The sequence below is a fragment of the Pseudoalteromonas sp. TAB23 genome (assembly GCF_000498075.1).
Taxonomy (GTDB): Bacteria; Pseudomonadota; Gammaproteobacteria; order Enterobacterales; family Alteromonadaceae; genus Pseudoalteromonas; species Pseudoalteromonas arctica.
This window is the reverse complement of record NZ_AUTP01000176.1, coordinates 14,872-27,529: the sequence shown is the minus strand read 5'-3', so window position 1 is coordinate 27,529 and position 12,658 is coordinate 14,872. Positions and strand designations below refer to the sequence as shown.

13 protein-coding genes are annotated in these 12,658 nt (G+C 38.1%); 5 read left to right on the top strand and 8 right to left on the bottom strand.

The window, feature by feature from the left end; genetic code table 11:
- The 5 genes from L654_RS1000000128185 to L654_RS0108465 form a co-directional block, all read right to left on the bottom strand.
- Positions 1–461 (bottom strand): transposase (locus L654_RS1000000128185; RefSeq protein ID WP_225305731.1); only part of this gene is annotated, 461 nt, incomplete at its 3' end.
- Between the two features lie 2 nt (positions 462–463).
- Positions 464–874 (bottom strand): transposase zinc-binding domain-containing protein, encoded by a 411-nt coding sequence (locus L654_RS1000000128180; protein WP_225305730.1) that lies wholly within the window; start codon positions 872–874, stop codon positions 464–466.
- Entirely contained in the window at positions 871–1,704 is an 834-nt protein-coding gene (locus L654_RS0108475) for a tyrosine-type recombinase/integrase (protein WP_024607783.1), read from the bottom strand. The genes L654_RS1000000128180 and L654_RS0108475 overlap by 4 nt, the downstream gene beginning before the upstream one ends.
- Positions 1,705–1,970: 266 nt before the next feature.
- Positions 1,971–2,885, bottom strand: a complete 915-nt coding sequence (locus L654_RS0108470; RefSeq protein ID WP_024607782.1) for a toll/interleukin-1 receptor domain-containing protein — start codon at positions 2,883–2,885, stop codon at positions 1,971–1,973.
- 371 nt (positions 2,886–3,256) lie between these two features.
- The gene (locus tag L654_RS0108465) at positions 3,257–4,231 is read right to left on the bottom strand and encodes a putative phage abortive infection protein (RefSeq protein ID WP_024607781.1); all 975 of its coding nucleotides are present in this window, start codon (positions 4,229–4,231) and stop codon (positions 3,257–3,259) included.
- A 681-nt stretch (positions 4,232–4,912) separates the two neighbouring features.
- Between L654_RS0108465 and L654_RS0108460 the strand changes: the two genes are divergently transcribed.
- From L654_RS0108460 to gntR, 4 genes are all read left to right on the top strand, one after another.
- The gene (locus tag L654_RS0108460) at positions 4,913–6,184 is read left to right on the top strand and encodes an aminotransferase class I/II-fold pyridoxal phosphate-dependent enzyme (RefSeq protein ID WP_024607780.1); all 1,272 of its coding nucleotides are present in this window, start codon (positions 4,913–4,915) and stop codon (positions 6,182–6,184) included.
- A 257-nt stretch (positions 6,185–6,441) separates the two neighbouring features.
- Positions 6,442–6,822: a BlaI/MecI/CopY family transcriptional regulator gene (locus tag L654_RS0108455; protein ID WP_002960288.1), complete on the top strand. Its 381-nt coding sequence runs from the start codon at positions 6,442–6,444 to the stop codon at positions 6,820–6,822.
- 11 nt (positions 6,823–6,833) lie between these two features.
- Positions 6,834–8,450 (top strand): M56 family metallopeptidase, encoded by a 1,617-nt coding sequence (locus L654_RS0108450; protein ID WP_024607779.1) that lies wholly within the window; start codon positions 6,834–6,836, stop codon positions 8,448–8,450.
- A 205-nt stretch (positions 8,451–8,655) separates the two neighbouring features.
- Complete coding sequence (gene gntR, locus L654_RS0108445) at positions 8,656–9,672, top strand: gluconate operon transcriptional repressor GntR (RefSeq protein WP_024607778.1); 1,017 nt, start codon at positions 8,656–8,658, stop codon at positions 9,670–9,672.
- Positions 9,673–9,764: 92 nt separating this feature from the next.
- Here the strand turns inward: gntR and gntU are convergent, their stop codons facing one another.
- Complete coding sequence (gene gntU / locus L654_RS0108440; protein ID WP_010552956.1) at positions 9,765–11,108, bottom strand: gluconate transporter; 1,344 nt, start codon at positions 11,106–11,108, stop codon at positions 9,765–9,767.
- Between the two features lie 150 nt (positions 11,109–11,258).
- Between gntU and L654_RS0108435 the strand changes: the two genes are divergently transcribed.
- The gene (locus tag L654_RS0108435) at positions 11,259–11,792 is read left to right on the top strand and encodes a gluconokinase (protein WP_029753544.1); all 534 of its coding nucleotides are present in this window, start codon (positions 11,259–11,261) and stop codon (positions 11,790–11,792) included.
- A gap of 55 nt (positions 11,793–11,847) precedes the next feature.
- Here the strand turns inward: L654_RS0108435 and L654_RS0108430 are convergent, their stop codons facing one another.
- Both L654_RS0108430 and L654_RS0108425 read right to left on the bottom strand, forming a co-directional pair.
- Complete coding sequence (locus L654_RS0108430) at positions 11,848–12,036, bottom strand: DUF1289 domain-containing protein (protein WP_002960277.1); 189 nt, start codon at positions 12,034–12,036, stop codon at positions 11,848–11,850.
- 2 nt (positions 12,037–12,038) lie between these two features.
- Positions 12,039–12,605, bottom strand: a complete 567-nt coding sequence (locus L654_RS0108425) for a hypothetical protein (RefSeq protein WP_024607777.1) — start codon at positions 12,603–12,605, stop codon at positions 12,039–12,041.
- Positions 12,606–12,658 lie beyond the last annotated feature (53 nt).

The window sequence follows — 12,658 nt, the reverse complement described above, 5'->3', positions numbered from 1 at the left end:
CGAATGCGCATAAACCCTTTGGGCAATACATGTTGTAAGTAGCGCCGTAAAAATTCATCACAACTCAGAGTCATGACTTTATCGCGGTTGTTATCTGCATAATCGCGGTATTTAAAGCTCACTGTTTCTTCAGTCGCTGACACTAATCGCGATTCTGACATCACGCCTTTTCGGGTATAACGAGCAAGGTAACTAACTAGCTTTTCACTGTACGTTAAACAGGCTTTGCTATACACGCACCATTTGGTTGGTGTGCTTACCTTCGCGAATGAACTATCGCATTCATTGAGCGCCGCGAGCATTTTCCCTCTAAACACTGTTGATAATGCTTTAACGGGGTATAAATAGCCTTTTTCTATTTCATGCCAGTGCGCTTTATCAAGCGCGCCTGCGGGTATCAAGCAATGCAGGTGAATATGCTGACTTAAGTTCTGCCCCCACGTATGCAGTACGCTTGTCATGCCTAACTGGCCATGCCTCTTTCGTTTCGCAAATTTACCAGCGTTTGCCATGCGGCTTTAAATAAACAGTGATACAACGCGTTTGGGTTGTAGTGCGCAATGATATTTAACTCATGCGGGAGCGTAAAAACAAGGTGGAAATAGCGACACGATAATAAATCCTCTTGTTGTCTTTGCACCCATTTAGCCGTTGCCATACCTTGGCAACGTGGGCAATGCCGATCTCGACAGCTACATCCAATTTGTTGTACTTCACTACAGTTATCACATTGCCATGCTTGATAACCGAGCTGACCCGTTCTGCATGATTGAAGGTGTTGGCAGACTCGTAACTGCTGATAACTCATTATGTGGTGCTGCCGATAATTCCCAAGGCCAGAATTTAAAATATCAGCGAGGTGTAAGCCGCTCATTGGTTTCCCCAACTTGCGAGTAAATCAATACCACCATGCCCTAATTCAGGTAACCAGTGTAAGTAACTTTGCGTGGTTCTAATGTCACTGTGACCAAGCTGATGTTGAAGTTGATGAAGCGGCATCCCTAACTCAAGTTGATGTGTTGCATAAGCATGGCGTAATACATGTGGATTACAGTGCTTTAAACCACACATTTGTGCATGTTTTTTCAATGCCTTTCTGAAGCTTGAGGGTGACATGGGTTTATCCATTAACCATCGTGAATAAAACATCCAGCCCGTTGGGTGATACATTTTCCAATAGCAACGTAATTGATTTAGCACGCTATCTGATACAACAACATAGCGTGACTTATCTCCTTTACCATGTTCAATTAAAATGGTTTTACGCTGTCCATCGATGTCTTGCACTTTGATGCGCAGCAGTTCGCCAATACGCAAACCACATCCATAACACACCACTATCAATGTTTTTAAGCGCATATCCGTGCAACTTTCTATAAGTCGTCGAATATCATCACGCGATAAATAAGTAGGTGCCCGAGGTTTTGCTTTAGGCAAGGCTATGTCTAAGTTCAGTGGGCGGTGTAAAATATTCTTAAACAAAAACCAAATGCTGTTTATTTGTATTTTTTGACTCGCTCTGGAGAGCTTGCGAATGGCGGGATCTTTAAAAAAGATATTCAGCTCATCATCAGTAATTAAATTGAGTGGTTTATTAAAATAATGGCTGAGTTTAAGTAAATGCTCGCAATAACTTTTACAGGTACTTTGTGAATAACCACGGTAGGCTATTTCAGTTTTGACTTGTTCAATGAGTGTATTCATGACTTACCTCCAAATATGGGATAACCCCAAGGTAAGTGTGGCTCAAATGGTCAGAATAGGATCTCCGCGTAGCGGCTTAGTTCAACAAGAGTCTAAGGTTACGACAGTCCGCTCATGGCACTAAGCCGAACTTCGGCAAAGAGCGAGAAGCGGACGGTCGCTCTAAAACACTTTTGGACATAACTGAGTTATAGAGATTACTAAATTAGCGTATAACGAATTACTGTGGCATAGCAAGCTAGGGACAAATGCGCAAAATGATCCCGCTATCGATTAACTAAAATTTCATAAGTGAAAGTTACATGCTCGGGTACATACTGTTCAGTATTAATTTCACGTTGGACTTCTTCGATAGTCAAAACACAAAGAGCACCCTCACTATTCAAGAGCACGGCTTTTTGTCCGACAGTAGGGGTGATTGTTCGACCGGGGGTTAGAAAAGAATCGACTGTTGAGGGGGTAAAGTTTGGAGTTGTTATTAGCCCCACAGCTTTAAGACCACCATCAGTGTATACATAGACACTATTTCCTGAACACCCACTGAAATGGATTTTGAACTGGTACTCACCATTTCCAACGGTATAACCTAAATGCTCTCGATAGCGAAAAGTTACACGCCCACTTAGAGCTGGGTTTGCATAATTACCAGAGTCTTTCAGAACATCAATCCGCTCAAGTCGCGCTGCTCGTTTATGAACGACCGAGATAGGTATCGCATGTTGTTTGTCTGCGGGAAGTCCTTCAATCCATCGCCATACTGCGTCTATCTGGGTTGATCCTGGATATCTCCTAGCATCAGGGTTTGAGTTAAAATCAAAACCTTTAGGACTTTTAGCTTTTAGCCAACGAGGCAATCTATAGTTAGGGTTTCTAACAAAAATAACGGACAGCCATGTGTTTGGTTTACTCTCAAAAACACTGCTTATCCATTCTGTCTCAATGCCAACTCCTGATGTTGGGGCGTTGTCTGCACGTTCAACATAATTTTCATCAACAACTAAAAGTACATGAGAAGCATCGGTTACTTCTTGCATGAAGCCACTTAAACTCGAACCATAGTCGACTGCTTCGTCAATTTTCACCGTGTAACCCATTAAATGAAGTTGGCTTGCGAGTAGGTGAACCCACTCTTTATGCTCATTTGACGTCCAAGCGTATGAAATAAATAAATCCGTTTTCATTTGAATGTGTTTTCCTTATGTTCGTGACATATTGTTTAAATGCAATAGTAAACAAAAAGAGAATTTAAAAGCTACTCAGACTAATGACAATAAGCACAAATTCATCAAACTGCTTCTCATCTTCGGATTACGATTTGTTAGTTTGAATATGTACCAAGGCAACCCAAACAATCACACTCCCTAGCTCGAAAAGGGGCATAAACGAGTTAGTTATAATGTCCGCAAGTGGTACTAAGACAATAATCGGCAACCAGCAATATCTAATTTTGAAAAGTTTGGATAATGATGCCTGAGTTACAACTTAAATCCTTTTCTTTTTTTATACTGCATTAGATAACCAAAAGCTTCGATAGGAATATTGTATAAGTGAGCTAGTTTTCATTTTTATAGGCTTCCACTGAGAGTTTTCCAAGCAGTGTTTCTGCACCGAATGCACTTATAAAACAGTTATTATTTACACTTACATAATTTGAAAGTAATGCTTCTTCAATATTTATTTGAAGTGGGGTTATTCCATCTAAACCTGTTTCATCTATAATACATGAAATATCTTCTAAAAGACTGTATTTAACAACTAGCTCTTTCAAGTCCCTAAAGCTTGGATCATTTGCTAGTAAGACTAAAAAAATGAAAGACTTTCCATATTCATTTATTTGGGCTTTAATAATATTAAAATAAATATCTTTAAATTCTATACCATCAGCCTGATCAACAAAGTTAAGTATTGAACAAAGAAGTTTAAGATAATTTCTTGTAAAGCTTCCGTCCATCTCAAGAACTAATTTTGTTATATCTCCTAAATTACCTCTCCCATTAAAACAGTAGTGAACGCATTCAATAGTATTAACAATCGATTTAAATACTTCATTTCCTTTAGCTTTTTCGAAATTAATATTTTCCAAATTATCTACAAAAAATTCTCCTTTAAATTCATTAAATAAACTATGATCGAAATTAAAGTCATGAAGGTAATCACTGTTTTGAGTTCGTGAAATAGAAAGATTATTAACCAGCTCTGTGAGAAATTTCATATAGCTATAAAATGAAGATTCAAAATTGCTTAATGTGGCTTGTATTTCCGATCTATTAAGTTGCGCTGCTGAGAGGTCTATTGAGTTTTTTGAGTTTTGTAGAGCATCGTGATTCTGGCGCAATGTATGTAGAATGAGTAGCAGGCTACAAAAGCTAAGTATGGGGGTTAAAGTACCACTAAATAAAGTCGCAGTATTTGACCAGTCGGATATCTTGTTAGAAAACCCAACACCAAAATTATTAACAAATAAAATCGCTACTAAAGCAATCGTTGTTAATATAGTAATAAAAATCAAAGTGACTAGATTTTGCATTTCTTCTTTTTTATAGTAAATACGGACTGTTTTACACGATATTATTAAAGCTATTTAATTACAACTAGGTAGAAATTTTTAACTTATTTCATAAGGTACCAAAAATTTATAATCAAAGCTTCAATTCTAAATTTTACTGACGCAAGCCCCCGCTTTTAGCGATAACCGGTCATTTAGGTGAGTAGTCATTAATTTAGTGAAAAAAGAGGAACTTTCCTCTTTTTTACATGTTTATATAGGCTACAGAAAGCATAATATTTATAGCTGGCAATAGTTTACACTATTTGCTATTAATATAAGTCCATAAAATAAGGACGTTTTCGCGCTAAAAATTTAATAGTGCGCTTATCGCACATATTTCTGCCGACTTAACGCTCATTTGTCTACTCTATATAGTTTTAACAAATAACCTAAGGTATTACTATCACTAAGTTTTCTAAAATATTTGAGTTAAGTTAAATAGATCAATATGCGCGTGCAGCTCATTTTTATGAATATATGCGCAAAAAGCAGTTTGACCAATCAATTAACTACTATATTTAGCCAATATCAATGACCGGTTATCGCTCCGAGCTGCCTTTAACTTAAATCAAATCACCTTAACACCCTTTAATATATTTCATGTGCATTTTATAACCAAGAAGTGCTAGCTTAGTGGTAAATTAATTGAAGGAAATAATTATGAAATTAGAGTCATTAGCACTGCACCACGGTTACGAATCTGAGCCTACGACCAAATCGGCTGCTGTGCCTATTTATCACACTTCTTCTTATACATTTGATAACACGCAGCATGGCGCTGATTTATTCGATTTAAAAGTACCTGGGAATATTTACACCCGCATAATGAACCCAACTAATGCCGTACTTGAACAACGTATTGCTGCAATGGAAGGGGGTATTGGTGGGCTAGCCGTGGCCTCTGGGATGGCTGCTATTACGTATGCTATTCAATGTTTGTGTGAAGTAGGCACTAATATTGTGAGTACCAGCCAAGTATATGGTGGCACGTATAACTTATTTGCACATACCTTACCTAGGCAAGGTATTGAAGCACGCATGATTAAAGCCGATGACTTTACCGCGTTCGAGAATGCAATTGACGACAACACCCGCGCTGTTTTTTGTGAATCTATTGGTAATCCTGCAGGTAATATTGTTGATATTGAACGTTTAGCACGTATTGCACACAGTAAAGGTGTGCCGCTTATTGTTGATAATACCGTGGCTACGCCGTATTTATGCCGCCCATTTGAGCTGGGCGCCGATATAGTGGTTCACTCACTGACAAAGTATATAAACGGGCACGGTACTGCTATTGGCGGCATGATTGTCGACTCAGGAAAATTTGATTGGAAAGCGAATGCTACACGTTTTGCAATGATGAACGAGCCCGATCCGTCGTATCACAATGTGGTTTATACCGAAGCCTTTGCTGAAGCTGCATTTATTGGTCGCTGCAGAGTAGTGCCACTTAGAAATACTGGCGCAGCGCTTGCCCCTAAAAACGCATCTGACATTTTAATCGGCCTTGAAACCTTAGGCTTAAGAATGGATCGCCACTGCAAAAATGCACAGCACTTGGCTGAGTATTTAGAAAATCATCCAAAAGTGCTTTGGGTTAATTACGCAGGGCTCAAATCAAGCCCGTATAACCAAATGAGTCAAAAAATTACCAGTGGCAAAGCATCGGGTATTTTAAGCTTTGGTATTGCTGGTGGCCTAGAAGCAGGTACTCGTTTTATTGATGCGCTAAACATGATTTTACGCTTAGTTAATATTGGCGATGCCAAGTCGCTTGCGTGCCATCCTGCGTCAACCACACACCGCCAATTAAATGATGAAGAGCTTGCTAATGCGGGCGTAAGCCGCGATTTAATTCGTTTATCGGTCGGTATTGAGAACATTGCTGACATAATTGCCGATGTAAGCCAAGCGCTCGATAAAGCATAGGTACCTCACTACCTTTCATAAAAAACTTTAAAGCATAAAAAGCGTTAGTTGAAAATAAACTATCGTTTTTTATTTTTTTCTAAAACCAATTAACAAGTATACACCCTTATTTTATATACCTTTTTTATAAAACCTCCTAAGACTTTTATATTTCTATCGTTTGTTTTTTATTCACATGTCAATTTTGTATTGACACTAAGATTACTTACTACTACATTTGTAACAGTACCACTACAGGTGTAGTAATAGGAGCGACAATGAAACTTAGTGATTTTGAAATGGATATTATGCAGCTGCTCTGGCAGGAAGAACCCTGTACCGCGAGTCAACTACATAAGGTGCTTTTAGCTGATAAGCAAAAAGATAAAAAAGTAGCCTATACAACAGTTAAAACTATTGTAGATAGGTTAGAACACAAAGGAGCGATTGAGCGTTGTGGACATGAAGGGCGAGCTATTGTTTTTAGAACAATAGTTACTCAAGACACATTATCGGAGCAAGCTATGCCTAGTTTTATGCAACGATTTTTTAAAGGTAATTCTCGTAGTTTAATTGCCCACTTTATCAAAGAAGAAAAGCTAAATGATGAAGATATAGAATATTTACAAACGCTTTTAAAAAATAAGAAGTTAGATTAAAGGAGAGGGTAATGACGGATTATTTACTAACTTGCACACTTATTAGCTTATGTATTTTGCTTACAGTAAAAGGGCTTAAAAATGCCCCAGCACGATTAAACTTTTACATTTTAATGATTGCCTTGGCATGTTGGTTTGTCCCTTGGCAATATTTTTCCCAGTTATCCTTATTTGAAGGGGCAAATCGTTACACATTTAACGTGGCGCAATTGATTCCCGATGTTAAAGCATTAATACCAAATGCTGAACAAGTAGCAACTAAGGACGAATTACAAAGCGATATGAGTATATGGGACTTATTGCCATCACTTAGTACTGTTTTTATGGTTTTAGTTTTAGCTGGTTTTGGACTGTTTTTATTACGCGTGGGCTTATATGTAAAGCTTATAAAAAATTTATACATTAACTCAAAGCCAAGTCCTGAACTTAACCACATCAACAATCAGTATCCAATTAGACTAACAACCCATACAGAACCTGCTTTTGCTACCGGGTTAATAAAGCCTGTTATTTGGTTAGAGTCGACGATGACACACCGTAAAGAATTAGATTCAGTCATTCAACACGAGGTAACTCATTTACAACAAGGTGATATTTATTGGACGTGGCTCATTTGTTTTATAGAAAGCGTTTTTTGGTGGAATCCTATTTGCTTAAAGTTAACTGGTTTAGCAAGAGAGCAACTTGAACTTAGCTGTGATGAGTTGTGTATGCAAAAGCTAAAAGGTAAATACCAATTGGATTTAGCCAGTTTATTGCTACAAGAGCAAAGTGCTAAAAGCTCGCCTAACTTTTTTACCCCCCCACTTTTGAATATTGCTCATTCTAAGAGTTTTAATATTCAGAGGATCAAAATGTTAAACAAGGAAAAAACAATGAAAAGTAAATATTTGGTTATGGTTGCGGCGGTAATGTCTTTTAGTGCTTTAGCTGCAGCGCAAATTGTAGACGGTAGTTCAGATAACAAGCAGCAAAGTAATAATACGTCTCAGGCTCCTGTTAAAAGTGAAGAATATAAACAACAACTTGCACAGCTTCTAAAAAGCGCTGCTGGGGCAAAAAGTGATAACCCTGAACTGTTAAGCCAAGCTGCGCAAGGCATTCAAGATTGGCACTTGAATAGAGACAAACTTACTGGTTTTGAAGAAGCTGAAATCAAACTACAAAGCTTTAGGCTGCTAAATCACGTTTACTCTAAACTTGAGCAATATGATGACATACTGAGTGCTTACGAAAAATGGTACGAGCCGGGCAGTAACCCGCCTTACTTTTTAAAAAATTCATTAGCAACGGCCTATATACAGCTAGGGCGTTATGAGCTTGCTGTTGCAGAACTTGAAGATTTATCAAAACAGCTTGAAGGGAAGCTACATGTTGGCTCTGCTGATAACTTAGCACTGGCATACATTTACCTTGCTGATTACGATAAAGCGTTAAAAACCCTAGAGCAGGTTGATGCAAAAGACAATGTATACGGAAATATCCTTAAATATTATGTTTATGATAAACAAAATAACCGTAAAAAGATGGATGAAATTAAAAGTAAAATTCCAGAAGTATTTGCAGTTACCCCCGCGTTATTACCACAAAGCGGCATACCTGGTTCGCAATTGTTGAGATTGCTATAAGTTTTTAATTACGATGAGGCTCGGAGTATCTGAGCCTCTGTTTAATGTTATTGGTACAAATACAGTTTTATTCATTAAAATAGATCTAGGTTATTTAAATCTCTTGGGTAATCGCTTAGCGATAACCTAAATAAAAATGGCTAAAAGTAGTGATTTTTCGCAATAGTTGGTATGTTACAAGTAACATTTTATTTAATTGTGTGTGATGAAAAAAAACAAACGTTCTTCTCTTCAAGATATTGCCGATGCGGTTGGTGTAACCAAAATGACGGTGAGTCGTTATTTACGTAATCCCGAAAAAGTATCAGAGTCTACTCGCACTAAAATTAGTGCAGCTATTGATACGCTAGGTTACATTGCAAATAAAGCCCCAGATTTACTCTCTAATGCTAAAAGCTACTCTATTGGTGTACTCGTTCCATCGTTAACGAATCACGTATTTGCTCAAGTTATAAAAGGCATTGAAGATGTAACAGGGCCTGCAGGATACCAAACAATGTTGGCCCATTATGGTTACAACCCTGAAATTGAAGAAAAACGGGTTGAGTATTTATTGTCGTACCACGTTGATGGTTTAATTTTATCAGAAACCACACACACAGACAGAACGCTAAAAATGATTGAAATGTCAGGCGTACCTGTGATTGAAATAATGGATACTCATCACTCTCCTATGCAGCAAGCGGTTGGTTTTGATAACGTTAAAGCCGCTTTTGATATGACGACAGCACTTTTAAATAAAGGCTATCGCAATATTGTATATATAGGTGCGAGGCTCGATGTACGAACACGCCTAAAATTTCAAGGTTATTCAGATGCTATGTTAGCTAAAGGCTTTACGCCTAAAAGTGTGATGACTGATCAAGCTTCATCTTACAGTTTAGGCGCCGAACTTTTACAAAAAGCGCGTACTGACTACCCAAATACTGACTGTTTGTTTTGTACTAATGATGATTTAGCAATTGGGGCTATTTTTGAGTGCCAGCGAAGCAACATTTTAGTGCCTAGCCAAATGGGGGTTGTGGGTTTTCATGGTCATGATATTGGCCAAGCAATGGTGCCTCAATTAGCAAGTGTGATCACCCCCCGTTATCAGATAGGTAATGTTGCGGGAAGAGAGTTGTTGAGCCGGATTAATTCCGATTCCGATTTGGATGCTAGCATGAATTATAAGCAAGTAATTGATACTGGTTATATAGTTCATCTAGGTAAAAGTGTTTAAATACTCAAATTACATGAGCTTAATTACCTGAGCCTAAATAACAAAAGGCTCAGGTAATTTTTATATGTGTGATAGCTCTACGCACTGTAAATTTACAAAAACAGAGAAATAATCATAGCGACAAGTGCGCCAACAGTACCAATAATGGTTTCCATAACTGTCCATGTTTTAAGAGTTTGCATTTCGCTCAAACCGAGATAGCGACTCGCTAACCAAAATCCTGAGTCGTTTACATGGGAGAGCACAATAGATCCCCCACCAATAGCGATAGTGACAGCGGCAAGCTGCGCTCCATCAAGGCCTAAAGGCTGAAGCATTGGAATAATTAAGCCACACGCTGTAAGCATAGCTACTGTCGCTGAGCCTTGAATGACCCGCACAGCGGCTGATAATACAAAAGCAAGTATTACAATCGGTAAGCCTGAGCCAGCTAAGTAATTACCCAGTGCCGTACCTACTCCTGAATCAACTAATACTTGTTTAAATACCCCACCGGCACCAGTGACAAGAATAATAATTCCCGCAGGTTGTAGGGCACTACCACAAATTTCCATGATTCTAGCATTAGGGACACCGCGCCTTGCGCCGAGCAAATAAAATGCCATTAGGCAGGCAACTAAAATTGCTGTAAATGGATGACCTATAAAAGCTAACCAATTATATAAATCAGAGTCTTTTTCAACAAAGCGGCTACCAATAGTATTTAAACTAATCATAATTAATGGCAGAGCAATCAAACCTAATGCTAATCCAAAACTAGGCGTCCCTTTACCAACTCTTTGGTTATCGTCGATTTGTTCGTGCTGTGGGAGTTCTACATGAATAGATTTAGAAATAATAGAGCCCCAAATTGGACCTCCTATAATCATTGCCGGTATGGCAGCAATAAGGCCAAATAAAATCATATAACCATAGTCAGCGCCTAATTGAGAGGCAACCAAAATCGGCCCTGGCGCAGGAATAAGAAACGCCTGACAAGACGCTATTCCAGCAAGTAGCCCAATACCAATTTTAACAACGCTGCCACCGCCTTTTCTTACCACTGCAAAAACAATACCGATTAAAAGTACGACGGCTACATCAAAAAACAGGGGGAGGGCACAAATAAAGCCCGTAAAGGTAAGCGCCCAATTAGCGTTTTTTTCTCCAAAACGGTGTAAAAGTGTGTGGGCAATACGATCCAGCGCACCGGTTTCTTCCATTACTTTGCCAAACATCGCGCCTAAAGCGACCACCACCGCTACAAAGCCTAGCGTTCCGGCCATTCCTTTTTGAATTGTAGCGGCAATTATTTCAGGGCTCATTCCTGAGAATAATCCTGCAATCATAGAAACAAGGATTAAAGAGACGACAGCATGTAGTCGTACTTTCATTACTAAGAAAAGCAATAAAAATATGGAGCCTGCCGCGGTTAGTATTAATGATAAATCTGACATTTTTCCCTACTTATATTCAGTGTGAATTATGATGTTTAGTGTGTGTTTAACTTCACTTTCGTATTTGTTACGGGTAACATGTTACCCGTAACTCAATATAATATATACATTGAAAATAATTAATTATTAAATTAAGGCGAGGGTAAATACATGAGTAACACAAATGTAGGTCGTGTTTATATTGTAATGGGGGTTTCAAGCACAGGAAAGTCAAGTGTGGGTGATGCATTAGCAAAGCGCATTGGCGCTAAATTTATCGACGGAGACGACTTACATCCCAAGGCTAATATATTAAAAATGTCATCTGGGCAGCCTTTAAACGATGCTGATCGTGTGCCTTGGCTAGAAAGAATACGTGATGCTGCATTTAGCATTGAAAAGAAAAATGAAATTGCGGTAATAGTCTGCTCTGCATTAAAAAAGAAATACCGAGAACAAATATGTGACGGAAATATAGGCATTACCTTTTTACATCTTTATGGTGATTTTGAACTGGTTAAAAGCCGTATGCAGGACAGAAAAGGGCATTTTATGCCTGTTGATTTACTCAAAAGCCAATTTGAAACGCTAGAAGTTCCAAAAGAAGATGAGCTCAATGTTATAAATATAGATATTAATAACTCATTTGAGCAAGTAGTCGAAAGTTGTATTAGCGCAACTAAAATGAATAGCCACAACAAGTAAAAAGTTTTTAGTTAATCAGTTAACTGTTACTTTTAACATTTAGGGGCTTTATTTGTTATGAGTTAGCATCTGCTCGTGGTGTTTCTAAAATCGCTTTTTTTTCATCTTCAGATAATATTATCCAATCAAAAATTTCTTCGTTGGTACGCCCACACCCGGTGCAGTAACCGCTGCGCCTTTCACATATTCCTAGGCAATCGGTTTTAAATTTAGATGGTTTTTTGTTTTGATTTAATTGGCGCATTATTAAAGTCCTAACGGTGGAGCAATTTCAAAGCGAGTAGAAAACCCATTACCTTCTTGATTGGTAGAGAGTGTAATTACAGGGGTTTTAGTATCAAGTACAAAGGTGCTGTAAATTGAACTTGCTGTTTCTTTTTGGCTTTCAAACCAACCTGTTTTGGTTAAGCATTGGCGTAATTGCTTAGCCAGTTTTTGATGAGACTTTATTGTTTGCGTTTGTGTTTTAACAGGTGTTTGGCATTGGTAGCTTGCTTGCTCTGACTTATTTAAAGTAACCGTACAGGTTGCTCCAATAATATGAGTATTAGTACGCCATTTATTAGTAAACTGGTTATTTACTTTATCTGTTTTGATTGAATTAAAACCAGACTCATAACCACTTATTAGGTTATTTATGGTGCTGCATTCATCGGGTGTTACTGTGGTTTTTACAGACTGATTCGTTGTAGTAGTGGTTGCTGTAGTTGTAGTTGTAGTTGTAGTCTGATTAGTTTTGCTGGTACAGCCCGCTAAAATAAACGCGATAACTAAAATAAATGCGACAATAGAAGGAGTAATATAGTTTTTCATAGTTCACAGTAACCGATTAATTTAGCCACGCACTATATCACACGTGATTTACT

Excerpts from the sequence above, each read along its gene's own strand:
- L654_RS1000000128180 (WP_225305730.1), bottom strand. The coding sequence starts at position 874 with ATGAGCGGCTTACACCTCGCTGATATTTTAAATTCTGGCCTTGGGAAT.
- L654_RS0108475 (WP_024607783.1), bottom strand. The coding sequence starts at position 1,704 with ATGAATACACTCATTGAACAAGTCAAAACTGAAATAGCCTACCGTGGT.
- L654_RS0108470 (WP_024607782.1), bottom strand. The coding sequence starts at position 2,885 with ATGAAAACGGATTTATTTATTTCATACGCTTGGACGTCAAATGAGCAT.
- L654_RS0108465 (WP_024607781.1), bottom strand. The coding sequence starts at position 4,231 with ATGCAAAATCTAGTCACTTTGATTTTTATTACTATATTAACAACGATT.
- L654_RS0108460 (WP_024607780.1), top strand. The coding sequence starts at position 4,913 with ATGAAATTAGAGTCATTAGCACTGCACCACGGTTACGAATCTGAGCCT.
- L654_RS0108455 (WP_002960288.1), top strand. The coding sequence starts at position 6,442 with ATGAAACTTAGTGATTTTGAAATGGATATTATGCAGCTGCTCTGGCAG.
- L654_RS0108450 (WP_024607779.1), top strand. The coding sequence starts at position 6,834 with ATGACGGATTATTTACTAACTTGCACACTTATTAGCTTATGTATTTTG.
- gntR (WP_024607778.1), top strand. The coding sequence starts at position 8,656 with ATGAAAAAAAACAAACGTTCTTCTCTTCAAGATATTGCCGATGCGGTT.
- gntU (WP_010552956.1), bottom strand. The coding sequence starts at position 11,108 with ATGTCAGATTTATCATTAATACTAACCGCGGCAGGCTCCATATTTTTA.
- L654_RS0108435 (WP_029753544.1), top strand. The coding sequence starts at position 11,259 with ATGAGTAACACAAATGTAGGTCGTGTTTATATTGTAATGGGGGTTTCA.
- L654_RS0108430 (WP_002960277.1), bottom strand. The coding sequence starts at position 12,036 with ATGCGCCAATTAAATCAAAACAAAAAACCATCTAAATTTAAAACCGAT.
- L654_RS0108425 (WP_024607777.1), bottom strand. The coding sequence starts at position 12,605 with ATGAAAAACTATATTACTCCTTCTATTGTCGCATTTATTTTAGTTATC.